The 25,792-nt window shown below is 31.9% G+C and carries 27 protein-coding genes and 1 tRNA gene; 6 read left to right on the top strand and 22 right to left on the bottom strand.

Translation table 11 applies throughout. The features are described from left to right. Positions 1 to 52: 52 nt before the first annotated feature. The 3 genes from accD to VK164_RS08730 form a co-directional block, all read right to left on the bottom strand. Positions 53 to 907: an acetyl-CoA carboxylase, carboxyltransferase subunit beta gene (accD, locus tag VK164_RS08740; protein WP_324208973.1), complete on the bottom strand. Its 855-nt coding sequence runs from the start codon at positions 905 to 907 to the stop codon at positions 53 to 55. A gap of 66 nt (positions 908 to 973) precedes the next feature. Continuing rightward, positions 974 to 2,041: a class II fructose-bisphosphate aldolase gene (fbaA, locus tag VK164_RS08735; RefSeq protein WP_324208972.1), complete on the bottom strand. Its 1,068-nt coding sequence runs from the start codon at positions 2,039 to 2,041 to the stop codon at positions 974 to 976. Between the two features lie 47 nt (positions 2,042 to 2,088). Then, positions 2,089 to 4,650: a BamA/TamA family outer membrane protein gene (locus VK164_RS08730; RefSeq protein WP_324208971.1), complete on the bottom strand. Its 2,562-nt coding sequence runs from the start codon at positions 4,648 to 4,650 to the stop codon at positions 2,089 to 2,091. A 36-nt stretch (positions 4,651 to 4,686) separates the two neighbouring features. Here VK164_RS08730 and VK164_RS08725 point away from each other — a divergent pair, with 36 nt between their 5' ends. After that, positions 4,687 to 5,409, top strand: a complete 723-nt coding sequence (locus VK164_RS08725) for an RNA methyltransferase (protein ID WP_324208970.1) — start codon at positions 4,687 to 4,689, stop codon at positions 5,407 to 5,409. 4 nt (positions 5,410 to 5,413) lie between these two features. Here the strand turns inward: VK164_RS08725 and VK164_RS08720 are convergent, their stop codons facing one another. The 15 genes from VK164_RS08720 to pdxA all read right to left on the bottom strand — a co-directional run bounded on the left by VK164_RS08720 (position 5,414) and on the right by pdxA (position 18,206). Continuing rightward, the gene (locus VK164_RS08720; RefSeq protein ID WP_324208969.1) at positions 5,414 to 6,106 is read right to left on the bottom strand and encodes a porin family protein; all 693 of its coding nucleotides are present in this window, start codon (positions 6,104 to 6,106) and stop codon (positions 5,414 to 5,416) included. 1 nt (position 6,107) lies between these two features. Further along, complete coding sequence (ubiE, locus tag VK164_RS08715) at positions 6,108 to 6,839, bottom strand: bifunctional demethylmenaquinone methyltransferase/2-methoxy-6-polyprenyl-1,4-benzoquinol methylase UbiE (protein WP_324208968.1); 732 nt, start codon at positions 6,837 to 6,839, stop codon at positions 6,108 to 6,110. Between the two features lie 53 nt (positions 6,840 to 6,892). Beyond that, on the bottom strand, positions 6,893 to 7,378 hold the full coding sequence (locus VK164_RS08710; RefSeq protein WP_324208967.1) for a dihydrofolate reductase: 486 nt from the start codon (positions 7,376 to 7,378) through the stop codon (positions 6,893 to 6,895). Positions 7,379 to 7,382: 4 nt separating this feature from the next. Next, positions 7,383 to 8,306, bottom strand: a complete 924-nt coding sequence (locus tag VK164_RS08705) for an energy transducer TonB (RefSeq protein ID WP_324208966.1) — start codon at positions 8,304 to 8,306, stop codon at positions 7,383 to 7,385. An 11-nt stretch (positions 8,307 to 8,317) separates the two neighbouring features. Further along, the gene (locus VK164_RS08700; RefSeq protein WP_324208965.1) at positions 8,318 to 9,142 is read right to left on the bottom strand and encodes a thymidylate synthase; all 825 of its coding nucleotides are present in this window, start codon (positions 9,140 to 9,142) and stop codon (positions 8,318 to 8,320) included. Between the two features lie 59 nt (positions 9,143 to 9,201). Next, positions 9,202 to 10,461, bottom strand: a complete 1,260-nt coding sequence (locus VK164_RS08695; protein ID WP_324208964.1) for a nucleoside permease — start codon at positions 10,459 to 10,461, stop codon at positions 9,202 to 9,204. A gap of 18 nt (positions 10,462 to 10,479) precedes the next feature. After that, positions 10,480 to 11,109: a bifunctional nuclease family protein gene (locus VK164_RS08690; RefSeq protein WP_324208963.1), complete on the bottom strand. Its 630-nt coding sequence runs from the start codon at positions 11,107 to 11,109 to the stop codon at positions 10,480 to 10,482. Between the two features lie 166 nt (positions 11,110 to 11,275). After that, on the bottom strand, positions 11,276 to 12,244 hold the full coding sequence (locus VK164_RS08685) for an electron transfer flavoprotein subunit alpha/FixB family protein (protein WP_324208962.1): 969 nt from the start codon (positions 12,242 to 12,244) through the stop codon (positions 11,276 to 11,278). A 70-nt stretch (positions 12,245 to 12,314) separates the two neighbouring features. Then, on the bottom strand, positions 12,315 to 13,061 hold the full coding sequence (locus VK164_RS08680) for an electron transfer flavoprotein subunit beta/FixA family protein (protein ID WP_324208961.1): 747 nt from the start codon (positions 13,059 to 13,061) through the stop codon (positions 12,315 to 12,317). Between the two features lie 158 nt (positions 13,062 to 13,219). Continuing rightward, positions 13,220 to 14,572 (bottom strand): acetyl-CoA carboxylase biotin carboxylase subunit, encoded by a 1,353-nt coding sequence (gene accC, locus VK164_RS08675; RefSeq protein ID WP_324208960.1) that lies wholly within the window; start codon positions 14,570 to 14,572, stop codon positions 13,220 to 13,222. Positions 14,573 to 14,664: 92 nt separating this feature from the next. Further along, positions 14,665 to 15,150: an acetyl-CoA carboxylase biotin carboxyl carrier protein gene (gene accB / locus VK164_RS08670; RefSeq protein ID WP_166236965.1), complete on the bottom strand. Its 486-nt coding sequence runs from the start codon at positions 15,148 to 15,150 to the stop codon at positions 14,665 to 14,667. 26 nt (positions 15,151 to 15,176) lie between these two features. After that, complete coding sequence (locus tag VK164_RS08665) at positions 15,177 to 16,172, bottom strand: beta-ketoacyl-ACP synthase III (RefSeq protein WP_324208959.1); 996 nt, start codon at positions 16,170 to 16,172, stop codon at positions 15,177 to 15,179. Between the two features lie 162 nt (positions 16,173 to 16,334). Beyond that, a complete protein-coding gene (gene rpmF, locus VK164_RS08660; protein ID WP_166236963.1) occupies positions 16,335 to 16,529 on the bottom strand; it encodes a 50S ribosomal protein L32 in 195 nt (64 codons plus the stop codon). Between the two features lie 9 nt (positions 16,530 to 16,538). Then, positions 16,539 to 17,075, bottom strand: a complete 537-nt coding sequence (locus VK164_RS08655; RefSeq protein WP_324208958.1) for a DUF177 domain-containing protein — start codon at positions 17,073 to 17,075, stop codon at positions 16,539 to 16,541. An 81-nt stretch (positions 17,076 to 17,156) separates the two neighbouring features. Further along, on the bottom strand, positions 17,157 to 18,206 hold the full coding sequence (gene pdxA / locus VK164_RS08650) for a 4-hydroxythreonine-4-phosphate dehydrogenase PdxA (RefSeq protein ID WP_324208957.1): 1,050 nt from the start codon (positions 18,204 to 18,206) through the stop codon (positions 17,157 to 17,159). Positions 18,207 to 18,264: 58 nt separating this feature from the next. On the opposite strand from pdxA, the gene VK164_RS08645 reads away from it, so the two are divergent. Beyond that, positions 18,265 to 18,855, top strand: a complete 591-nt coding sequence (locus tag VK164_RS08645; protein WP_324208956.1) for a riboflavin synthase — start codon at positions 18,265 to 18,267, stop codon at positions 18,853 to 18,855. A gap of 11 nt (positions 18,856 to 18,866) precedes the next feature. On the opposite strand, the gene VK164_RS08640 is transcribed toward VK164_RS08645, so the two are convergent. The 3 genes from VK164_RS08640 to mce form a co-directional block, all read right to left on the bottom strand. Continuing rightward, positions 18,867 to 19,070: a hypothetical protein gene (locus VK164_RS08640; RefSeq protein WP_166236959.1), complete on the bottom strand. Its 204-nt coding sequence runs from the start codon at positions 19,068 to 19,070 to the stop codon at positions 18,867 to 18,869. Between the two features lie 218 nt (positions 19,071 to 19,288). Continuing rightward, positions 19,289 to 19,362 (bottom strand) — tRNA-Ile (locus VK164_RS08635). A 58-nt stretch (positions 19,363 to 19,420) separates the two neighbouring features. Then, positions 19,421 to 19,822, bottom strand: a complete 402-nt coding sequence (gene mce, locus VK164_RS08630) for a methylmalonyl-CoA epimerase (RefSeq protein ID WP_324208955.1) — start codon at positions 19,820 to 19,822, stop codon at positions 19,421 to 19,423. A gap of 117 nt (positions 19,823 to 19,939) precedes the next feature. On the opposite strand from mce, the gene rbfA reads away from it, so the two are divergent. Both rbfA and VK164_RS08620 read left to right on the top strand, forming a co-directional pair. Then, positions 19,940 to 20,332 (top strand): 30S ribosome-binding factor RbfA, encoded by a 393-nt coding sequence (gene rbfA, locus VK164_RS08625; protein ID WP_166236957.1) that lies wholly within the window; start codon positions 19,940 to 19,942, stop codon positions 20,330 to 20,332. 1 nt (position 20,333) lies between these two features. Then, the gene (locus VK164_RS08620) at positions 20,334 to 21,533 is read left to right on the top strand and encodes an ABC transporter permease (protein WP_324208954.1); all 1,200 of its coding nucleotides are present in this window, start codon (positions 20,334 to 20,336) and stop codon (positions 21,531 to 21,533) included. A gap of 69 nt (positions 21,534 to 21,602) precedes the next feature. Here VK164_RS08620 and VK164_RS08615 read toward each other — a convergent pair whose 3' ends face one another. Continuing rightward, on the bottom strand, positions 21,603 to 23,756 hold the full coding sequence (locus VK164_RS08615; RefSeq protein ID WP_324208953.1) for a carboxy terminal-processing peptidase: 2,154 nt from the start codon (positions 23,754 to 23,756) through the stop codon (positions 21,603 to 21,605). 141 nt (positions 23,757 to 23,897) lie between these two features. Here VK164_RS08615 and surE point away from each other — a divergent pair, with 141 nt between their 5' ends. Beyond that, a complete protein-coding gene (surE, locus tag VK164_RS08610; RefSeq protein WP_324208952.1) occupies positions 23,898 to 24,665 on the top strand; it encodes a 5'/3'-nucleotidase SurE in 768 nt (255 codons plus the stop codon). Positions 24,666 to 24,675: 10 nt separating this feature from the next. After that, the gene (lpxB, locus tag VK164_RS08605) at positions 24,676 to 25,791 is read left to right on the top strand and encodes a lipid-A-disaccharide synthase (RefSeq protein WP_324208951.1); all 1,116 of its coding nucleotides are present in this window, start codon (positions 24,676 to 24,678) and stop codon (positions 25,789 to 25,791) included. Position 25,792 lies beyond the last annotated feature (1 nt).

Below are 25,792 nucleotides of genomic sequence, written 5' to 3'. Positions count from 1 at the left end.
TTCAACTAGGTTAAAAATAAAAATCCCGTTAGTTTGCTAACGGGATTTTTTATTATCTGATTTCTTGATTTTGAATTAAATCAATGTATAAGTTGATTTTGTCTTTTAGTTCTTTTCTTGGAGTGATAAAATCTAAAAATCCGTGCTCTAATAAAAATTCTGAAGTTTGAAATCCTTCAGGTAAGTCTTTACCAGTTGTGTCTTTTACAACACGAGGTCCTGCAAAGCCAATCAAAGCTCCTGGTTCACCAATGTTAATATCACCAAGCATTGCATAAGAAGCTGTTGTTCCACCAGTCGTAGGGTCTGTACATAATGAAATGTATGGAATTTTTGCTTCGGCTAGTTGTGCTAATTTTGCTGATGTTTTTGCTAATTGCATTAATGAATAAGCAGCTTCCATCATACGAGCTCCACCAGATTTAGAAATCAAAACAAACGGAACTTTATGCTTAATAGAATAATCAATTGCTCTGACAATTTTTTCACCCACAACAGCACCCATAGAGCCACCAATGAAAGCAAAATCCATACAAGAAACTACTAAATCTTTACCTTTCGATTTTCCAACGGCGGATCTTATAGCATCTTTTAGTTTGGTTTTGTCCATTACATCTTTTAAACGATCACTATATTTTTTAGTGTCTTCAAATTTCAATGGGTCTTTTGATGTTAGTTTGGCATCAAGTTCTGTAAATTCGTTATTGTCGAATAAAATTTCGAAATATTCTTTACTACCAATTCTTACATGATAATCATCTTCTGGGCTTACCCATAGATTTCTTGCCAATTCATCTTGGTCAATGATTTTTCCTGTTGGTGATTTATACCATAAACCTTTTGGAACATCTTTTTTGTCCTCAGTTGCAGTGGTGATTCCTTTTTCTTTTCTTTTAAACCAAGCCATTCTTTATTAGTTTAAGGTTGTAATGTTTCAAGTTTCAGGTTATGAATATGAAACTTGAAACAAATTTTACAAAGTGTTTACGTTATTTAAATCGGCAAAAGCTTGTTCTAATCTTGTGTTGAACGTTACTTCTCCTTCACGAACCCATTTTCTTGGATCGTAATGTTTTTTATTTGGACTGTCAGCTCCATCTGGGCTTCCAATTTGTGATCTTAAATAATCTATTTTATTTACCATGTAGTCACGAATTCCTTCTGTGAAAGCAAATTGTAAATCCGTATCAATATTCATTTTAATTACTCCATAAGAAATTGCTTCTCTAATTTCTTCTAAAGTCGAACCTGAACCTCCGTGAAAAACAAAATCAACTGGATTGTTTCCTGTGTTGAATTTATTTTGAACGTATTCTTGTGAATTTTTAAGGATTTTTGGTGTTAATTTTACATTTCCTGGCTTGTAAACCCCATGAACATTTCCAAAAGAAGCTGCGATTGTAAATCTTGGGCTCACTTTCATTAATTCTTCATAAGCATAAGCTACTTCTTCTGGTTGTGTGTATAATTTTGAACTATCTACATCAGAATTATCAACCCCATCTTCTTCACCACCAGTAATTCCTAATTCAATTTCTAGAGTCATTCCCATTTTACTCATTCTTTCTAAATATTTTTTAGAAATTTCAAGATTTTCTTCAATCGGTTCTTCCGATAAGTCAATCATGTGAGAACTAAAAAGTGATTTTCCTGTTTCTGCAAAATGCTTTTCAGAAGCATCTAACAAACCATCAATCCAAGGTAATAAATTTTTTGCACAATGGTCAGTATGTAAAATAACAGTTGCCCCATAAGCTTCTGCTAAAGTATGTATGTGTTTTGCGCCAGCAACAGCTCCCAAAATTGCTGATTTTTGATTTTCATTCGACAATCCTTTACCTGCATTAAATTGAGCGCCACCATTAGAAAATTGAATGATAACTGGAGCATTTAATTTTGCAGCAGTTTCTAAAACACCATTGATAGTGCTAGACCCAACAACGTTTACAGCTGGTAATGCAAATCCTTTTTGTTTTGCGTAGTTAAAAATTTCTTGCACTTGATCTCCGGTAGCAACACCAGGTTTAATATTGTGACTCATAGTTGTATGTTTTTATAATAAGAAAGCAAAAATAAGAATTTATAAAATTAGAATGGATAATTAATACCAAAATTTAGCACTGTTTTGCTAAAGTTAATTCCTTTGAACCATCGATCTTTAATTTCACGTGCTGGGTCATAGGTTTTATAGCCTAAATCAAATCGGAATACAAAAAAGTCAAAATCATATCTAAAACCTATACCTGAGCCTACTGCTAAATCTTGTAATGATTTTAACCCTGTGAATGTATAGCGCTCGTCTTCTACGTTGTCTAATACGTTCCAAATGTTTCCTACATCTACAAATAATGCACTATACAAATTCCCTCCCACTCTAAAACGATATTCTGTACTGAAGGCTAATTTTAAATTGGCTTCATTAAAATCTAATACGCCACCGCTTCTACCTGGTCCAAGACTATAAGCCTGCCAACCTCTATTGTCGTTTGAACCTCCAGAAAAATAACTACGAGAAAACGGAATTGATTTTGCATTACCATAAGGAATTGCAATACCCGCAAAGGAACGCATTGCTAATGTGTTTTTCTTGCCAAAATCCCAATGCTTTACAAAGTCAACTTCTGATTTTATGTATTGAGCATATTCTATTCCAAATAATTTTGTGTTTCCTGCCGTGCTTTCTTCTGTAGATAAATTTAAACTATTTCCTAAAAATGATAATAAATTTCCAGCAGATTCTATTTTAGCTTTGAAATTATAATAGTTTCGGTCATTTATGTTGTTTTTTGTTGTTCGGTTATAAACAAAACTGGATGAAACAATTAAATTGTCTTCAGCTAATCTTACATAGCGTTCAGAAATACTTAAAACAGATTTGAAATCAGCGTCATTCTGAGTCAAAGCTGTTGTTTCAGAAAGCACATCTACAATGAAATCTAAAACACTATCTTCTCTTAAATCTCCATTTGCGTCTTCATAACTACCATTTGTATTGTATATTGCAGCAATTTCATTAATTCGATTATACGAATTTCGGTAAACGTTAAAATAATTTCCCACATTCAGATTTCGTACATAATTGATTCCTAATAACTCAAATTTGAAATTGTTTTTATTGTTATTTGTAGACCAACTATAACTTATGCTACTTGAAAGACTTTGTTTGTCTAGTCCAATGTTCCTTTGGTTAGTGATACCTGTACTAATTTGAGTAGAAGGAAACATCTCTTTCTTAATGATATTTTTTACACTGATTGGAAAAAATATCCTTGGAAAATTTAGTTTGGCATCTGCACCGTATTCAGAAATATTAAAAAAAACATTGTTTGGATTAGCTAAATCTTGCGATGAACCAATATTTCCTCTGGTTGATAATTCTAGAATTTCTGCCCGTTTGAAAACATTTCGCCAAGTAAACGACATGTTTCCGCTAATACCAAATTCTTGTACATCAGAAGTTGAAACATCTATTGAAGGCGTCCACTTGAATTTAGGCTTATTGACTAAATAAATATTTGCAATCAAAGAAGTGTTGGTTGAATCAGCAGGATCTTGTGTGTATTCAATATTTGGATAATTAAAAACTTTTAAATTACTTAATGCTTTAGACGTTAATGTTCTGTCGTTATCACTAAAAAGTTTACCTTTTTCTATAAAAACAGCGTTAGTTAAAGCTTTTGGTTTATAATTCAATCGACCTGAGCTGTAAATGTTATAATTGTTGTAAACCGCACTGTCTTTTACATTGTTTTTCTCTTTTTTGGAAGTATTATTGGTAAAAATATTTACTTGACTAATTTTATAAATAGTGAATGGTTTTTTGATTAAGGTATCGCCTTCTTTGACATTTCTGTCTTCAATTTTCAACACAACATTCATTTTTTGAATAGAATCATCAATAATGGCATCAAATTTTACGTGATTTTCTTGAAAATGATATACACCATTATTTCTAAATTGTTGTGTAATTCTTTTTCGTTCATTATCAAAACTTTGATAGGAATATTGTGCGCCTTTTTTAAGGAAGGATTTGTTTTCTTCAGATGCAAATAAACTATCAATAGCAGGCGTTTCGATAACTCTTGAAATTGTGTCAATGTGATAAGGTTTGCCAGTTTCAACACGGTAAGTAATTTTACCTTTTTTATTGCCAACAGAATCAATAGCTAGTGTGACATTATTTTTTAAAAAACCATTGTTATAATAAAAACCAGACAGGCGTTCTTTTGAGATTTCAGCTTTGTTTGTATCAATAATAACTGGTGGTTCGCCAGTTTTCTTTAAAAAATTATTAAATCCTGAAACAACAAACGAGTTTCCTAAGCGTTGAATTTGTTTTTCAGATAACAATTTTACTAACCGAGCTCTTCGATTTGGTTTTTTGTTTAACCAAACTTGATAAGAAGAATCTGGATTTTTTTTGGCTAAATTATATAAACTTAAGCGCAAAGGATAAGCTAAGAATTTATTATTAGGTTGTTGTAAAACCAAATTATTGATTCGTTCTTCTTTTATTAGTTTTTCGTTTACAAAAATTTCGTTTTTAGATAATAGCTGTTTGCCTTCGGGTACACGCTTAACTAACGAACACGAATAAATTATTGTTCCGATTACAAATAATAATGTTATTTTTGGTAAATTATTTCTCAAAGCACTTTTTAAAAGTTAGTCAAAAATACAATTTTTATGGTTAGTAAAAACCAAATTAAACTAATAACGAGTTTACAGCAAAAAAAATATAGAAAACAAGAACAACTTTTTTTTGTTGAAGGTGTAAAAGGCGTTCAAGAATTGTTGGATTCTAACTTTGAATTGCATGAATTGTTTACTACAAAAGCTGATTTTGTTGCTGTAAGTAAAAGCAAAGTTCATACCATAACAGCTGACGAATTAAAAAAGATTAGTGCTTTAACAACACCAAATACTTGTTTGGCAACTTTTAAGATACCATCAGCAGTTACATTTGTAGAAAAAGGATTAATTGTAGCTTTGGATGATATTCGAGATCCAGGTAATTTGGGAACAATTATTCGTTTGTGTGATTGGTTTGGAATTAAAACTTTGTTTTGTTCTGAAGAATCGGTTGATGTGTATAATCCAAAAGTTGTACAAGCAACTATGGGTTCTATCAGTCGGGTTAATGTAGTGTATGGTAACCTAGAAAAATTTTTGTCTGAAACAAAATTACCCGTTTATGGCACTTTTATGGATGGGAAAAACATTTATAAAGAAAAACTTCCCAACGAAGGAATTATAGTAATGGGCAATGAAGCCAATGGTATTTCAAAACCGGTAGAAAATTTAGTTTCGCAACGCATAGCAATTCCTAGATTTGGAGATTTACAAGCTACAGAAAGTTTAAATGTAGCCACTGCCACTGCTATAATTTTGAGTGAGTTTAAACGATAATTTTTTAGTGAAACGTAAAATTCACAAAAAAGCCACGTGTTTTCATTTCTTGTACATTCCCAGTCCATGGACTTCCTGGCGTGTTGTCTCTAATTAATTCGTCGTTAATACTGAAAACACCGCGAATAGATGGCGAAAAGACAAAATATTCGAGATAAATATCAACTCCAAATCCAACTTCGTAAAAATTGGTCCATTTGGTCATTCTAAAACGTTCATTGTAGTTATCATCTGGAGCTTTGGCGTTACTTCCTAAGTTTAATGCAGTAGATAATCCTCCAACCAAGTATGGGCGAACATTTCCAGTTCGTAAAGCAGAATATTTAAGCAACAACGGAAAGAAAATATATGTAGATTTCACTTCTCTTAATCGATCGCTAGTATCTACAATATTTGGGTAGGTTAAATTACGTTGTGTAATGTATAATCCAGGCTCAAAACGTAAATCAAAATATTCGGTAAGTCTTAAATTTCCTACTAATCCTACATTAAATCCTGTGGTGGTTCCTACTTGAATATCATCTGTTACAGATAAGTAGTCAAATTTAAAGTCTAAACTATTAAATCCAAGAAAATAGCCCCAATGTACACGTTGTTTGTTCCAATTTTCTTTATTGATAATTGGGTCTTTGCCAAACATGCCGCCTTGAGCAAACGTAATTTGTGTAAAAAGTATAAGAGCAAATAATTTCTTCATATTATTTTTTAGATGCATGATAAATAGTAGCAACTCCAAATGTTTGAGGCATATGTTGCACATCTATAAACCCAATTTTTCTTAAAATATTGTTTAAAGCTTCTCCAAAAGGAAAATTTTGTGCTGAAGTCGATAAATATTGATAGGCTTTTTTATCTTTTGAAAATAATTTTCCAATGGTTGGCATTATAAAATTGGTATAGATATAATACCCTTGTTTAAACGGAAATTGTGTTGGCACCGAAGTCTCTAAAATGATAAATTGTCCGTTTGGTTTTAATGTTCTTAAGATTTCTGACAGACCTTTTTCTAGATTTTCAAAATTACGTACGCCATAAGCAACCGTAATTGCGTCAAAATAATTATCTGGATATGGAATATTTTCACCATTACCCAATACCATTTGAATTTTAGACTCCAAATATTGTGCTTCAATTTTTTTCTTTCCTATATCCAACATGCCTTGTGAAATATCCAAACCGATGATTTCTGTTGCCGATGTGTTTGCGAATAAAATGGCTAAATCACCTGTTCCCGTTGCAATATCTAAAATGGATTTTGGTTGTTTTGCCGCCACCATTTTCAAGATTTTCTTTTTCCATTTTGCATCGGTACCAAAAGAAATCACTTTGTTTAATCCATCATAACTACCAGAAATGGTGTCAAACATTTGAGCAACTTGTTCCTTTTTGCCTAAATCTGAATCTTTGTATGGCGTTATATTTTTCGACATTTTATTAATTTTGGAAAACAAAAGTACGATTAATAATCAAGAACTTAAAAATTTTACCTTTTAACATAAGTTAAAAAAGTAAAATCGTAATCGTGCTTTTCGTCTTTAGTATGGAATTCTTCAAAGACTAATTCCCATTTATCGGTATCAATTTCCGGAAAAAAAGTATCTGCATCAATGGTAGTATGCACACGTGTTAAATCGATTTTATCTGCAATTTCTATAGATTGTTTATAGATTTCGCCTCCGCCAATGATGAAAACTTCTTCGTTTTTTGGACATAAATCAATTGCTTTTTGTAAACTACTTGCTACCAAACAATCGTCAGGAGCTTCGTAGTTTTTTTGTCTAGTAATGATAATATGTGTACGATTTGGTAATGGTTTTGGGAAACTTTCAAAAGTTTTTCTTCCCATCACAATGTAATGTCCTGAAGTTAAATTTTTAAAACGCTTAAAGTCATCTGGCAAATGCCAAACCAATTGGTTGTCTTTTCCTAAAGCATTGTTTTCGGATGCGGCTGCAATTATGGTGAGCATGGATTTAACTTTGTTTTATCGTTATAGGTAATAAATATTGAACTTTTACGGCTTTTCCTCTATATTTTCCTGGGACCCATTTTCCGTATTCTTTTAATATTTCTATTGCAGATGCATCTAATTTAGGAGAAATTCCTTTCTTTATTTTTAGATCTATTAATTCACCATCTTTGTCTACAACAAATTGAATCATCATTTTTCCATACGAATCACCATCCACTTTTAGTTTTTTACCCACAAATTGATAAAAATGTTCAAATCCTTTTTTGGGTTTTGGTCTTATTTCAATTTCTCTGTATTCGTATGTTTCTCCATTTGTATAAACGGCTTTTCCAAAAATAAGCTTACCTTCTTCATAATTCTCTTGAACTGAATATTGTTTTGATTTTAGTTCCCAATTTCCTGATTTGCGGTAGTTTTGAACTTTTCCAACTTCATAGATGTTATTTTCTGGATCTATGTTTTTGTATTCACCATTTCCATTGATAACTAAATGATTGTTGTTTTTGTCCCAAAATTGACTAATTAATTTAATTTGACTTTTTGTTTTTTGGTCTTCCAAAAATTTAAATATTTCTTTAGATTGTCCATTATCATACCAAGTATTCACTTCATCGACTATTGAATTTTTTTCATAATAAGATATTTCAGCAATCACACCATTTTTATGATAGTTTACTACTTTCGCTTTTAGGTAGATATTTAACGTGTCATCAGTAAAAACATCTTTTTCTAATGTAGATTTTTTAAAATTTGAAATTTTAAAAATATAGTCTTTACCATAAAAAGAATACTCTTTTTTTATATAAAAGTTGTCTTCATTGGCTGTTTTACCTAAACTATCTTCATAAATTGTTTTTAATATTTCTGTTTGAGCAAAAGAACATGTGTATATAATAAAAAAACAAAAGGTAAATATTTTTTTCATAACTTTTAATTTTAAACCGCCACAACACCCTTAATATGTGGATGCGGGTCATAACCTTCTAACGTAAAATCCTCAAACTTGAAATCGAAAATATTTTTAATTTCAGGGTTTAATTTCATCGTTGGTAAAGGTCGGCACTCGCGTGAGAGTTGCAATTGTAGTTGCTCGATATGGTTGTTGTAAATATGCGCATCACCAAAAGTGTGGATGAATTCGCCTACTTGTAAATTGCAAACTTGTGCAATCATCATCGTAAACAAAGCATAAGATGCTATATTAAACGGAACGCCTAAGAAAATATCAGCACTGCGTTGGTACAACTGGCAACTTAATTTTCCATCCGCCACATAAAACTGAAAAAACGCATGACATGGAGGCAAAGCTGCTTTTCCATTAGCTACATTTTCTGCAAACGAAACGGAAGTATCTGGTAAAACACTAGGGTTCCATGCTGAAACTAACATTCTTCTGCTGTTTGGATTGGTTTTTAATGTTTCGATTAATTCGGTAATTTGGTCAATTTCTTCGCTGTTCCAATTGCGCCATTGGTGTCCGTAAACCGGACCCAAATCACCATTTTCATCAGCCCATTCGTTCCAAATTTTCACGCCATTTTCTTGTAAATATTTGATGTTGGTATCGCCATTTAAAAACCACAACAATTCGTAAATAATCGATTTTAAGTGTAATTTTTTTGTGGTTACCATTGGGAAACCTTCGCTTAAATCAAAACGCATTTGGTAACCAAAAACACTTAAGGTTCCAGTTCCTGTACGGTCGCCTTTTTGGTTGCCGTTTGCTAATACGTGTTTTACTAAATCGTGATATTGTTTCATTTTGAGTTTAAAAGTTTAATGGTTTAGAAGGTTAAAAGTTTTTTACGCTCTTTACCTAACTAATGCGAAACATTAGCAACGTCTTTGGGATTGTGTTTGTGTTTGAATAAAACAGCAAACGCAATTGCAATTACTAAAGCATAAGCAGCAAAAGTTAACCAGATGTTGTGCCAATCTTTTTCTCCAGTTGCAGCATCGGTAAAATACATACTGATGATTTGTCCGCTCACAACACTTCCTAAAACAGCTCCAAATCCGTTAGTCATCATCATGAATAAACCTTGTGCAGAAGAACGAATTTTAGAATCGGTTGAGGTTTCTACGAATAATGAACCTGAAATGTTGAAGAAATCAAATGCCATTCCGTAAACGATACATGATAAAATAATCATCCATAAACCATCACCAGGATTTCCGTAAGCGAATAATCCGAAACGTAAAACCCAAGCAATCATACTAAACAACATTACTTGTTTGATACCAAAACGTTTTAAGAAAAACGGAATCGCTAAGATGAATAAGGTTTCTGAAATTTGAGAAATCGACATAATTAAAGTCGAATATTTTACCACTAATGAATCTGCATAAATTGGATTGTGTTTAAAATCATCTAAAAACACATCACCATAAGCATTAGTTAATTGCAATGCAGCTCCAAGAAACATACTGAAGACAAAGAATAAAGCTAATTTGTAATCAGCAAATAATTTAAATGAGCTTAAACCGATTAATTCTACAAATGATTTATTTTCAGTAGTATTTCCTTCTGGTTTACATTTTGGTAGTGTAAACGAGTAAATTCCTAAGAATATAGCAGCAATTGCAGCAATGTAAAATTGATTTTCCGAAGCTTTGTTCCCAGTTAAGTTTGTAATCCACATTGCTACGATAAAACCAATTGTTCCCCAAACTCGAATTGGAGGAAAATCTTTCACTACGTCTAAGCCTCCTTTTTTCAAAGCGTTGTAAGCAACAGAATTAGAAAGTGCAATTGTTGGCATGTAAAAAATCATTGCGACTAAAATTACCCAGAAGAAATCAGTTGGATTACTAACTTGAGGAACGTACATAAGTGTTAGTCCGCCTAAAATATGTAGTGTTCCGTATAGTTTTTCTGCATTTATCCATCTATCGGCAATAATTCCACATAGAGTTGGCATAAATATAGAAGCAATTCCCATGGTTGAAAAAATTGCACCAAACTGAGCGCCATCCCAATTTTTTGTTCCAAACCAATAATTAGCTACTGTGATTAACCAAGCTCCCCAAACGAAGAACTGGAAAAAGTTCATTATCGTTAATCTGAATTTTACATTCATACTATTGTTTTTTATGTATTAAGATTCTTTTTTTGAGATTTCGTCTCTAATTTTTGCGGCTTTTTCGTAGTCTTCGTTTTGAACCGCTTGTTCTAGTTTGTCGTATAGTTCTTTTAAAGAATAACCAGAATAATTATCAGAAGGAACCACTACGTCTTCTTCTATGCCAAAAGTTTCTGGAGTAGTGAGAATTTCGTCGTTTTCTTCGTTTTGTTTTTCATTTTCTGAAGGATTAATGCTTAAGTATATTCCTGCTTTATCTAAAATGTTTTTGTAGGTAAAAATAGGCGCATTGAATCGAAGCGCCAGTGCAATAGCATCAGATGTTCTAGCATCAATAATTTCTTCGATTTTGTCTCTTTCGCAAATAATGCTAGAGTAGAAGACACCATCCACTAATTTATGAATAATCACTTGCTTGACTACAATATCAAATCGGTCAGCAAAGTTTTTGAATAAATCATGAGTTAGAGGACGTGGTGGCTTGATTTCTTTTTCTAAAGCGATAGCAATAGATTGTGCTTCAAATGCTCCAATGACTATTGGTAATTTTCGCTCACCATCCACTTCGTTTAAGATTAAGGCATAGGCTCCATTTTGTGTTTGGCTATAGGAAATACCTTTTATATTTAATTTTACGAGACTCATTATACTGTGTTAATTGTGGTTTTAAGAATCAGATTGTTCATTTTTTTATAACCAAAAATATTTTGTTTATAGATAGGAACCATCCGCTTCAAAAATAAAAAAAAGAGCTATCTAAACAAAGATAACTCTAATTTTAATTTTAATATATTTTAAAACAACTATTTTGTTATGAGTTGCTTGCTTTAAATGCTTTTAATTTTTCAATTAATTGAGGCACTACAGTGAAAGCATCACCTACAACGCCATAATCAGCCACTTTAAAGAATGGAGCTTCCGGGTCTGAATTGATTACTACTTTTACTTTTGATGAGTTAATACCAGCAATATGTTGAATTGCTCCTGAGATTCCAACCGCAATGTATAAGTTTGACGCTACAGGCTTTCCTGTTTGTCCCACGTGCTCACTGTGAGGTCTCCAGCCGATGTCAGAAACTGGTTTTGAACATGCTGTTGCTGCTCCTAAAACAGAAGCTAATTCTTCAATCATTCCCCAGTTTTCAGGACCTTTCATCCCACGACCAGCAGAAACTACGATTTCTGCATCGGCGATAGTTACTTTCCCAGTTACTTTTTCTACGTTTTCAACCTTTATACTGAAATCAGCATCGTTTAATGAAGGTGAGAAAATTTCTTCTGTTAATGAAGATGGGTTTTCAACTAAACCAAAAGAGTTTTTAGCAATTCCTAACACTTTTACTGGAGTTGAAATTTCGGTAATATTGAATGCTTTGTTTGAAAAAGCGTTTCTTTTTACTTGGAAAGGAGATGTGCTTTCTGGTAAAGCCACAACATTTGAGGCATAACCTGCTTCTAAACTTACAGCAACAAGTGGTGCTAAGTATAAGCTATCGGTTGATGAAGAAAGTAAAACTACTTGAGTTCCTTCTTTTTTTGCTGCCTGAGCAATCACATCAGCATATGCTTTTGCGTTAAAGTTGGTTAATTTATCGTTTGAAACGTTTAATACTTTATCAACGCCATAAGTTGCTAAAGTGCTATTGTCTGCATTGTTGATTGTAACAGCTGTAACAGTTGTATTCATTGAAGCAGCTACTTTTTTTGCGTAAGAAGCTAATTCAAATGCTACTTTTTTTATTTTTCCTTCTGCTGATTCAGCATATATTAATATTGACATGATTTTTAATTTAAAGATTGAAAAATTTGATGATTTAAAGATTTCTTAATTCGTAATTATTAATTCGTAATTAAATAACTTTAGCTTCGTTGTGTAATAAGTTAATTAACTCATCTAAATTATCAGCACTTACTAATTTAACAGCAGATTTTGCAGCTGGTTTTTCAAATTTAACTGCTTTGGTTGCAGATACATCTCCGGTTGGCTCTACTAAAGTTAGTGCTTTTGTTCTAGCCATCATGATTCCTCTCATGTTTGGAATACGTAAATCTTTTTCTTCTACTAAACCTTTTTGACCACCAATAATTAATGGTAAACTTGCTGAAATTGTTTCTTTTCCACCGTCAATTTCTCTAGTTACTTTAGCTTCGTTTCCGTTTACATCGATACCAACACAAGCGTTTACGAAATTGAAACCTAATAATCCAGCAACCATTCCAGGAACCATTCCTCCATTGTAATCTAAAGATTCTTTTCCTGCGATTACCAAGTCATATGAGCCGTTTTTAATCACTTCAGTTAATTGTTTTGCAACAAACATGCCATCAGTAGGGTTTGCGTTGATTCTTATTGCTTCGTCTGCACCAATCGCTAAAGCTTTTCTTAATGTTGCTTCTGCGTCTGCACCACCAACATTCACAACTGTTACATTTGCTCCTTGTTGTTCTTTAAACCATATTGCTCTTGTTAAGCCAAATTCGTCGTTTGGATTAATTACAAATTGCACACCATTAGTGTCAAACTCACTATCACCATTGGTGAAATTAATTTTTGAAGTAGTATCAGGTACATGACTGATGCAAACTAATATTTTCATTCTTTAGTTATTTAGATTTATTGTGGTAAAAATAGAAAATATATTTCTAATTTTTATATGCATGCATAATATTTTTTTATAATTACAACGTTTTCGTAATTATTGTACAAAAATACAAATTATAAAAAAACGCTCAACTAAATTGAGCGTTTTTATATTTAATCTTCAATTGGTTCTTTCATTACGAAAGATTCCATGAATTTTGTAGTGTAATTTCCTGCCACATAATCTGGTTCATCCATTAATTGTCTGTGGAAAGGAATTGTTGTTTTGATTCCTTCGATTACAAATTCGTCTAATGCACGTTTCATTTTTGCAATTGCTTCTTCTCTTGTTTGAGCAGTGGTAATCAATTTGGCAATCATTGAATCATAATTTGGCGGAATTGTATATCCAGCATATACGTGAGTGTCTAATCGAACCCCGTGACCTCCTGGAGCGTGTAAAACGGTAATTTTACCTGGAGAAGGTCTAAAATCGTTATATGGATCTTCAGCATTAATACGACACTCAATAGAATGTAATAAAGGAAAGTAGTTTTTACCTGAAATAGGAATTCCAGCAGCTACCATAATTTGTTCACGAATTAAATCGTAATCTACAACTTGTTCAGTGATTGGGTGTTCTACTTGAATACGTGTGTTCATTTCCATGAAGTAGAAATTTCTGTGTTTGTCAACTAAAAATTCTACTGTTCCAGCACCTTCATATTTAATATATTCAGCTGCTTTTACAGCTGCACTTCCCATTTTTTCACGTAATTCATCCGTCATAAAAGGAGACGGTGTTTCTTCGGTTAATTTTTGATGACGACGTTGTACTGAACAATCTCTTTCCGAAAGGTGACAAGCTTTACCATAAGAATCTCCAACAACTTGAATTTCAATATGACGAGGTTCTTCGATAAGTTTTTCCATGTACATCCCATCATTTCCGAATGCAGCGGCAGCTTCTTGACGAGCACTTTCCCAAGCTTTTAATAATTCGTCTTCTTTCCAGATGGCTCTCATTCCTTTTCCACCACCACCAGCTGTAGCCTTCATCATTACTGGATATCCAATTTCTTTAGCTACTTTTTTTGCTTGCTCAAAATTTTCTAAAATACCTTCAGAACCAGGAACACAAGGAACTCCAGCTTCAATCATTGTTGATTTTGCCGAGGCTTTGTCTCCCATACGGTCAATCATTTCTGGAGAGGCTCCAATAAATTTGATGCCGTGTTCTTGACAAATTTTTGAAAATTTTGCATTTTCAGATAAGAATCCGTATCCTGGGTGAATAGCATCTGCATTTGTAATTTCTGCGGCAGCTATAATGTTAGACATTTTTAAGTAAGATAAATTACTTGGAGGAGGGCCAATACATACTGCTTCGTCTGCAAATTTTACGTGCAAACTATCTGCGTCAGCTGTAGAATATACAGCTACTGTCTTGATGCCCATTTCTCTACAGGTTCTAATTACACGTAATGCAATTTCACCTCTATTGGCAATTAATATTTTTTTAAACATATCCTTTAAAATTAAAAATTAAGAATTAAAAATTAAGAATTAAGAAAACCATAATTGGAATTTTTAATTTATCATTCGCAATTTTTAATTGATTAAGATGGGTCTACCAAGAATAATGGTTGGTCAAACTCAACTGGAGATGAATCATCAACTAGTACTTTTACAATTTTACCAGATACTTCAGATTCAATTTCGTTGAATAATTTCATTGCTTCAATTACACAAAGTACATCACCTTTTCCTATTGACGATCCTACTTCAACAAAAACAGGTTTGTCTGGAGCTGGTTTTCTATAGAAAGTACCAATAATTGGGGATTTTACAGTAATATATTTTGAATTATCATCAGATGCAGGAGCAGAAACAGTGTCTGATACAGCTGGAGATGATACTACTTGTGGCGCTAACATTTGAGGTGCAGCAGCCATAGGCATTTGTTGAACATAAGTAGTTGTGCTTTCTGTGCCTTCAGCAGTAGTTTTTATGGTGATTTTAAAATCGTCCATTTCTAATTTTACTTCTGTAGCGCCTGATTTTGCTACAAATTTGATTAGGTTTTGAATCTCTCTAATATCCATAATATTTGATTTAGTTTAGTTTGTTTTTATTTAGTATAAGCCCATTTTAAATAGATAGCTCCCCATGTAAATCCTCCACCAAAAGCAGCAAATATAATATTATCTCCTTTTTTTAATTGGTTTTCAAAATCAGATAATAATAATGGTAATGTTGCAGATGTTGTATTTCCATATTTTTGAATGTTGATTAAAACTTTTGAATCGTCTAATCCCATTCTGTTTGAGGTTGCATCTATAATTCTTCTGTTTGCTTGATGTGCTACTAACCAATTTACATCGTCATGAGTAAGATTGTTTCGTTGCATAATTTTTTCGCTCACATCTGCCATTCCAGAAACAGCGTATTTAAAAACTGTTTTTCCGTCTTGGAATACAAAATGTTGTTTGTTTTTAACTGTTTCTTCTGTTGCAGGTAAAATAGAACCACCGGCTTCGATTTTTAAAAATTCTCTACCAATTCCATCGCTTTTTAAGATTTCATCTTGTAATCCTAATCCTTCTGAGTTTGGTTCAAAAAGAACTGCTCCAGCACCATCTCCAAATATGATACAAGTTGCTCTGTCGGTATAATCGATGATTGACGACATTTTGTCTGCGCCAATTAATAAAACTTTTTTATATTTTCCAGATGCGATATATGCTGAAGCTGTTGACATTCCATAAAGGAAGCTTGAACAAGCCGCTTGCAAATCAAATGCAAATGCATTTGTTGCTCCAATTTCTGTTGCAACATAAACGCCTGTTGATGCTACTGGCATATCTGGAGTTGCAGTCGCCATAATCACTAAATCAATTTCTTTAGGATCTAAATTGACTTTCTCTAATAAGTTTTGAGCTGCTTTAATAGCAAGGTAAGAGGTTCCTTTGCCTTCTTCTTTTAATAATCTTCTTTCTTTAATTCCTGTACGAGTGGTAATCCATTCGTCATTGGTGTCTACCAATGTTTCCAATACTTGATTTGATAAAACAAAGTCTGGAACATACGAACCAATAGCGGTAATTGCTGCTGTTATTTTATTCATAAAGGTTATTTTTTCTATTCGAATTTTTTTGATTCGAAAAGTGGTGGAAATTACAAAAAAAATTTTAAACCAATCCTATTCGTTATTATAAATATATAACAAACTGGCACTTAACAAAAAAACTCTCACAATGTGAGAGTTTTCTCTATTTTTTTGATGCAATTAAGCTACTGCTTCTGCTTTGTCAATTACAACTTGACCTCTGTAGTACATTTTACCTTCATGCCAGTAAGCTCTGTGGTATAAGTGTGCTTCACCAGTTATTGGACATGTAGCAATTTGTGCAACTGTCGCTTTGTAATGTGTTCTTCTTTTATCTCTTCTTGTTGACGACTGTCTTCTCTTAGGATGTGCCATTTTTCTATTTTATTTATCCGTTAATAGTTTTTTTAAATTTTCCCATCTAGGGTCTATATCATCTTTTTGTTCTTCTGTTTTGTTTTCTTTTGGAGCAAGTGATTCTAATTTTTCAACCACTTCTGATAAAGTACCATCTTTAACGCCAGGATGAACCCTTCTTAATGGAACTGACAATACGATTGATTCATAAATGTATTGTGCAACATTAACTTGAAATTCTCCATGAGGTAATATGAGCAACTCTTCATTTTCGTCATTAAAGGTGTCTCCAAATTTTACTAAAAGTTTTAATTTTCCTTTAATTGGCAAATCAAACTCTTCTCCAGAAACATCACAAGGTACATTTACTGTTCCTTTGTGCTTAAAGTCGAGTTCTAGCATGGTGCTTTTTTTCTCCAAAACAATATTTACTTTAACTGATGTATCGTTAAATCCATCGTAATCAAAGCTTTTAAAGAACGTGTTATCTATTTGATAATCAAACTGATGCTTCCCTATTTTTAATCCCACAAAAGGAATCAAATATTCTTTTAAATTGTTCATAACAACAGTTTTACCTTTTTAAAAGGTGTGCAAAGATATAAAATTATTACAAATTCAAACTAGTTGTAAACATTTTTTTGTTTATAACTGTTTTTCTTTTGTTTTTAAAGGGTTTTTGGTAAGCTCTTGATAGTTATTTCTTTTATTATAAATGTCAATTGCTAAATAAACCGCTTCCTTAAATGATTCATGATTTGCAATTCCTTTACCTGCGATTTCATATGCAGTTCCGTGATCTGGTGATGTGCGAATTTTATTTAATCCTGCGGTATAGTTCACTCCGTTGCCAAATGAAAGCGTTTTAAAAGGAATTAATCCTTGGTCGTGATATGTTGCAATAACTGCATCATATTTTTCGTATTGTCCTGAACCAAAAAAACCATCTGCGGAAAAAGGTCCAAAAACCATATTGCCTGATTCGAATAGTTTTTTTAGTGCGGGTTTAATAATTGTTTCTTCCTCATTGCCAATAACTCCATTATCACCTGAATGTGGGTTTAATCCTAAAACGGCAACTTTTGGTTTTTCAATTTCAAAATCTTGTTTTAATGTTTTGATAATGGTTTGAATTTTATTCGAAATTAATTTTTCGGTTAAATTCTTAGCCACTTCATTTACAGGAACATGGTCAGTAAGTAATCCTACCCTTAAATCTTCGTGAATCATCAACATTAAAGCATCACCTTCTAATTCAGTGTTTAAATAGTCTGTATGTCCAGGAAATTTAAAATCTTCAGATTGAATATTGTATTTGTTAATTGGTGCAGTGACTAATACATCAACAAATCCATCTTTCAGTGCTTTTGTGGCTGTAACAAAAGATTTTATAGCATAACTTCCAACTGTGTCGTCATTTTTGCCAAACTCTAAATTAACACCTTCACGCCAAACATTCAATACATTTATTTTACCTACGACAAGTTGTTCAAGTTTGTCTATTCCATGTATAGCAGTAGTTAAATTTAATTCTCTTTTTAAAAATGAGATGATTTTGACATTAGCAAAAATTACAGGAGTACACAATTCTAGCATTCGATTGTCTTCAAATGTTTTTAATATGACTTCACTTCCAATGCCATTTAAATCTCCAACCGAAATTCCTACAATTATATTTTCTGCTTTTTTAACCATAACAAATGTGATTTATTGCTTACTTTTGAAGTGCAAATTTAGTAAAATTAAATCAGTTATGTTTACCGGAATTATAGAAACGCTTGGAATTGTAAAAGAAATTCAAAAAGAGCAAGAAAACCTTCACTTAACAGTGACTTCTGATATTACTCATGAATTGAAAATTGACCAAAGTGTTGCGCATAATGGAATATGTTTGACGGTGGTAAAAATTCATCAAGACGAATATACGGTAACTGCAATCAAAGAAACGATAGATAAGACGTCGATTGGAACTTGGAAAGTGGGAGATGTTTTAAATATTGAACGCGCTATGAAACTTGGTGATAGATTAGATGGGCATATTGTTCAAGGACACGTCGATCAAATAGGTGTTTGTACAAATATTAAAGAAGTAAATGGTAGTTGGGTTTTTACATTTGAGTATAATAGAGCTTTGAACAATATTACTATAGAAAAAGGTTCTATAACAATTAATGGAACAAGTTTAACGGTTGTGAATTCTCAAATAAATTCATTCAGCGTTGCAATTATTCCATATACTTTTGAACATACAAATTTTCATACTTTTAAAATTGGAAGTCTTGTGAATTTAGAGTTTGATGTGATTGGAAAATATGTAGCTCGTTTAAATGAATTAAGAAAATAAAAAAAGGCTCTTTATAAAGAGCCTTTTTTTGTTGATATATATTTTTTAGATAAATAATAACCGGTTGCTAATGCTAAAAAGAACAGCACAACTATACTGCCATCAATAGGTAGGCCTGGTGGCGGTGGCGGCGTTGGCGGCGGCGGCGTTGGATCTGCAGCAATAGCTGCTTGAACACTGAAAATCACCATTATTAGGGTTAAGGTTTTATTCATAGTTTTGTTTATTGGGCGTAAAAGTATTAAAAATACTTACTTTTCAAATTAGAAAAGGTTATATTTAATAATAAGTTAATATTGATATCTGTTTAACTCATTATGTAATACGAAAATATAAATATTTTTATACTTTACAAGTTATTTTAACAAAAAAACTTAAAAAAAACTTAAAATTTAGCTTTTGTAGTGTTATTCTGTCATATTTCAAACTAAAGTGGTCCCACCTGGGCTCGAACCAGGGACCACCTGATTATGAGTCAGGTGCTCTAACCAACTGAGCTATAGGACCAGTTTGAGGTTGCAATATTACTACTAATTTTTATTGCAAACAAATCTTTTTTAAAAGTTTATTTTATTTCTTGACAAAGTTCAATTAAAACACCGTTAGTTCCTTTTGGATGAAGAAATGCAACTAGTTTGTTATCAGCTCCTTTTTTTGGAGTTTCGTTTAATACAATAAATCCCTCGTTTTTTAATCGTGTAATTTCTTCGTTTATATTTTCAACATCAAAAGCAATGTGATGAATACCTTCTCCTTTTTTATCTATAAATTTTGCAATTGGACTTTCAGGATTTGTGGCTTCCAAAAGTTCGATTTTGTTTGGACCATTCATAAAAAAAGATGTTTTTACACCTTCACTAACAACTTCTTCTTCCTTGTATGGAGGTTGTCCAAATAATTTTTCGAAGAGTAAATTAGATGTTTCTAAACTTTTTACTGCGATACCGATATGTTCAATTTTTCTCATGCTATTATATGTCAAAATATTATATTACAAAATTAGTAATTTTAAAAGCTTTTGTATCATATGTTCATAGAAAAACACAATTATTTATAGCTTGAAAAAAAATCGTATTTTTGCCAAATGGAAACAAATAGACAAAAAAAAATAGGAGCGCTTTTGCAAAATGACTTGGTCTCTATTTTGCAAGGAGAAATCCGTAAAAATAATATTAATAATTTAGTGATTTCGGTTTCAAAGGTTAATGTAACTACTGACTTGTCAATTGCTAAAGTGCATTTAAGTGTATTTCCAACTGAAAAAGCGGGAGAGATTTTAGCGGCTGTAAAAAGTAACGCTCCTTTAATTAAACATGATTTAGCACAGCGTGTTAAAAATCAATTGCGTAAAGTTCCTAACTTAATTTTCTATATCGATGATAGTTTAGATTATATCGAGCAAATTGATAAGGCACTTACTGGAGAAGAAAATCCAATTGAAAATCCAGATTTATTAGAAAAAAGAAAGAAATCTTAATTTGAACCTTTCATTATACATAGCCAAGCGTTATGCTATTAGTTTTAGCAAGAACAAAGCGATTAATATTATTACGGGGATTGCTTCTGTTGGAATTATTGCGAGTACTATGGCGTTGTTTATCTTTTTATCTGTTTTTAGTGGATTAAAAGAATTTACTCTAAATTTTGCTAGCGTAGCTGATCCCGATTTTAGATTAGAAACTTCAAAGGGGAAGTTTTTTACTATTTCACCTAAACAAGAACAGCAATTAAAGGCAAGTAAATACATTGCTTCCTATAGCAAAATAGTTGAAGAACGCGTTTATTTTTTATATAGCGAAAAAGAAATAGTTGCCCATATTAAAGGGGTTGATAAAAATTATAGTAAGGTAAATGATTTTAATAATCATTTATATGCTGGTGAATGGTTTGAATCGAATTCTGAGGAAGTTGTCGTAGGCGCTGAGATAAGTAGAAAGTTGGCTTTAGGTTTGTTTGATTATAGCAATGCATTAGAAGTTTTTGCGCCAAAACCAGGAAAAGGTAATATTGAAAACCCAAATGAAGCTTTTAACAAAGCAATGCTTTTTCCGTCAGGAATTTATTCCATTAACGAAGATTTAGATAGCAAATATGTTTTTTGTGATATTGTATTGGCTCAGAATTTATTAGGTTTACAATCTAATCAGTATACAAATATTGAGATAAAAGCTTCTCCAGAAAGTGATGAGGATGAATTTAGAAATGAAATTGAGAAAATTTTTGGCTCAACAATTAAGATTAAAAACAGAGCACAATTAAACGATTCGTTGTATAAAATGTTGCAATCTGAAAATTTATTCATTTATCTTTTCAGTACATTAGTAGTGATTTTAACATTGTTTTGTTTGGCAGGTGCTATCGTAATGATAATCATTGATAAAAAAGAGAATTTAAAAACGCTTTTTAATATAGGTGTTACTAAAAATTCTATCAGAAATATATTCTTTGCACAAGGAATAATTATTACCCTTTTTGGTTTATTTATTGGATTAGTATTGGCAATTGCAATAATTGTTTTGCAACAACAATTTTCTTTCATCATGATAACATCATCAATGCCTTATCCAGTTTCTTTTGAATGGAGTAATATTGCAATTGTTGTAGCAACGATTATTATTCTAGGGATTATTTCATCTTGGATTGCATCAGGAACTGTGACTAAAAATTTATTAAAATAATAAATTGGTATATTTACATAATAAAAAAAACACTCTATTTAGAGTGTTTTTTTTATTATGTAAAAGGGATTAATTCATGCTAAATTTTGCTGTAATTCCTTTTGGTTTTGGTAGTGCTTTCATGTCAATTATTACATTTAAAGCCTCGTCTATATATACATCTTTTTGCAAATCTTCATGCCAGCGTTCGCGTTTTTGTTTTAATAGTGAATCTTTTTCAAATAGTACTACTTCATTTGGCAAAGATTGGAATTGTAATTTATTATTGTAATCAGAAATAGCTTTAAATTTTTTAATTTTTGCATCTGAAATAGCCATTTCTTTTTTGAATTCGTTTAAGTTTAGACTATAATCATTTTCATCTTTACGCTCAAAAATCCATTTTGCATTTTCATCAATTAAATTAAAATAACTATTAGCTGCAATTCTTCTTTTGCTATTTGCTATAATGTTGTCATAATTAATGTTTAATGGTTCATATTTTGCAGGTTCAATTTTGTCCCAAGGCAATGCACTTTCTTCATCACGTTCTCCCATGTCTAAATAAGAAAATCTGTCAGGAAAAACTATATCGCTTTGTACTCCTTCACGTTGTGTTGACCCACCATTAATTCGGTAAAATTTTTGAATAGTTGTTTTCAAAGCACCTAAATCGCCATACGAATTACCTCTGATAAATTGATTTAAGTCAATTACATTTTGAACAGTTCCTTTACCGTATGAATGTTTGCTTCCTACAACAATTCCTCTCTTATAATCTTGAATAGCTGCCGCAAAAATTTCAGAAGCCGAAGCTGAAAAATTATTAATCATTACAACAAGCGGTCCGTCATATTGTACTTTTTTGTCTGGATCTGGTAAAATTTCAGGGTTTCGTCCAGGAGCTTTTACTTGTACTACTGGTCCTTCTGGAATGAATAATCCTACCATTTTTACAACGGTTTCAAGAGAACCTCCGCCGTTATCACGCAAGTCCATGATAATACCATCAATATTTTGAGCTTTTAAGCGTTCAATTTCAGTAGCGACATCTTTATAAGCGTCTCTATTTTCTTTGTTTTCAAAACTAATGTAAAATTTTGGCAGATAGATTATTCCAAATCTCTTTCCATCTTTTTCTACCACAGATGATTTAGCGAATGTTTCTTCAGTTTCTACTTCATCTCTAATGATAGTAATAACCTTAATGGAACCATCTACTTTTTTAACGGTTAATCTTACTTCAGTTCCTTTTGGACCTTTGATTTTCTTAACTACGTCGTCTAATCGCATACCCGCTACATCGATAGGTTCTTCTTTTCCTTGTCCTACTTTTAAAATTAAATCACCAGCTTCTAATTCTTTTCCTTTCCAAGCTGGGCCTCCTGAAATTAATTCAGAAACTTCAACGGCATCATTTTTCTTTTGCAAACGCGCTCCAATTCCTTCAAAAGTTCCGCTCATGCTTACATCAAATTTTTCTTTGTCATCTGGAGAAAAATAAAATGTATGCGGATCAAATCGCTCTACAATTGAGTTTAAAAATATAGAAAACCAATCGTTTCTGTCTAATTCTTTTTGAATAAAATCAAAATATTCATTTAACGATTTTAATGAGTTTTCACGAACTTCTTTTTCAATTTCGTCAAACGATTTAATTTGGTAAGAAGCATCTTTTGCTTTTTTATCTTCTTCTAATTTTTGTTTATCTGTTATGGATGATAATGCTTGTAATTTTAATTGCTTTCTCCATCTATCTGCTAATTCTTTTTTATTTTTTGCAAATGGAAGTTTTTCATAATCTACGTTGATGCTTTCATTTGTATTAAAATCAAATGGGTTGTCTAAAATAGATGAGTAAATATCTCTAGATTCTTCCATTCTTTGTAACAAACGAGAATTTGTTAGATTAAAGAAAGTTAAATCTTTATCCTTTATCATGTCATCAATTTGAGTTTCATATTTACTGAACTCATCAATATCGCTTTGTAAAAAGAAACGTTTGGTTGGGTCAATGCCATCCAAATATTTTGCATACACTTTTTTAGAAAAAGCATCATCTAAAGCTACCGGACTATAATGGCCTTTTTCTAATACAAAAGTTAATAACTCTAGTAATAATTTGTCTTTTTCAGGGTCTTCCTTTTTATCTTTAGGAATAAAACTCCACAAAACTGCTGATAAAGCAGTTATTAGCAAAATAACCTTATAATTTCTTTTCATAAATTCCACAATTCGTTTCATTAAAAAATTTTCAACTAAATTACACAAAAAATCATGCCACAAGTCCGCAATTTACTATAAATTTTTGTTAAACCTGTATTTTTTTTGTTACAGAAAAAAGGTTTCGATATAAATTAATTAATTTAGCAAAAAATGATTAAAATGTCAAAACCACTTATACTTATTACAAACGACGACGGTATAGTAGCGCCAGGAATTAGAGCTTTGATTGAAGTTATGAAAGAAATAGGTGATGTTGTAGTGGTTGCCCCAGACAGTCCTCAAAGTGCTATGGGACACGCAATTACCATAAATAATACACTTAAACTTGAAAAAGTACATTTGGACAAAGAAATAACACAAGAATATAGTTGTAGTGGAACACCTGTAGATTGTGTAAAAATTGCGGTTAATGAAATTTTAAAAAGAAAACCCGATTTGTGTGTTTCGGGGATTAATCATGGTTCAAATTCATCTATTAATGTAATTTATTCTGGTACCATGAGTGCTGCTGTGGAAGCTGGTATTGAAGGAATTCCTGCCGTTGGTTTCTCGTTGTTAGATTATAGTTGGGATGCCGATTTTGAACCAATAAAGAGTCACGTAAAAGAAATTGCGCTTAATGTTTTAGAAAAAGGATTGCCAAATGGAGTTGTTTTGAATGTTAATTTTCCTAAATTAGTCAAAGAAGAAATTAAAGGCATCAAAATTTGTCGTCAGGCAAAAGCCATGTGGCATGAAGAATTTGACAAGCGAACAAATCCGCAAGGAAAAGAATATTATTGGTTAACAGGTAAATTTGTCAACCAAGATAAAGGAACTGATACGGATGAATGGGCATTAGAGAATGGTTATATTTCAATTGTTCCAGTTCAGTTTGATTTAACAGCGCATCATGCCATTCAGCAATTGAATACATGGGAATTATAAAGAAAAATAGATGAAATACTATATCATAGCAGGAGAAGCTTCGGGTGATTTACATGGTTCTAACTTAATGAAAGCGTTGTACGAAAAAGATCCAACAGCAGAGATTCGTTTTTGGGGTGGTGATTTGATGCAAAGTGTAGGCGGAACTTTGGTAAAACATTATCGCGAATTAGCATTTATGGGTTTTATAGAAGTTATTATGAACCTAAAAACAATTTTGAATAACATCAAAATTTGCAAAAAAGACATTGAAGCGTTTCAACCTGATGCAATTATTTTTATAGACTACCCTGGTTTTAACATGCGCATTGCTACATGGGCAAAAGAACGAAATATTCCAACACATTATTACATTTCGCCTCAAATTTGGGCTTGGAAAGAAAATCGTATCAAAGCTATTAAACGCGATGTGGATTTCATGTATGTAATTCTTCCGTTTGAGAAAGATTTTTACGAGAAAAAACACCGTTTTCCAGTTCATTTTGTAGGTCATCCATTAATTGATGCAATAGCAAGTAGAACCGAAATTTCAGACGACGTTTTTAGAACGGAAAATAATTTATCTAACAAACCCATTATCGCTTTATTGCCCGGAAGCAGAAAACAAGAAATTTCAAAAATGCTTTCAATTATGCTTTCGGTGGTAAATGATTTCCCTGATTATCAATTTGTAATTGCTGGCGCTCCAAGTCAGGAATATACATTTTATAAAACATTTTTGACAAGTGATAATGTGAAATTTATTTCGAATAAAACCTATGATTTATTGAGTCATTCGCATGCTGCATTGGTAACTTCGGGTACGGCAACATTAGAAACAGCTTTGTTTAATGTGCCAGAAGTAGTGTGTTATAAAGGAAGTTGGATATCCTATCAAATTGCTAAACGAATTATCACGTTGAAATACATTTCTTTAGTGAATTTAATAATGGATAAAGAAGTAGTAAAAGAGTTGATTCAGGACGAATTGAATACGAAAAATTTAAAACTTGAATTAGTAAAAATTTTAAATCCAGAAAACAGATCGGATTTATTGAATAATTATATTGAACTTAAACAAAATCTTGGTGGAGAAGGAGCAAGTAAAAAAACAGCCGAATTAATTGTAGATTCTTTAAAAAAGTAGA

The sequence above is a fragment of the Flavobacterium sp. genome, assembly GCF_035299005.1.
Taxonomy (GTDB): domain Bacteria; phylum Bacteroidota; class Bacteroidia; order Flavobacteriales; family Flavobacteriaceae; genus Flavobacterium.
This window is presented reverse-complemented; position numbering and strand designations above follow the sequence as displayed.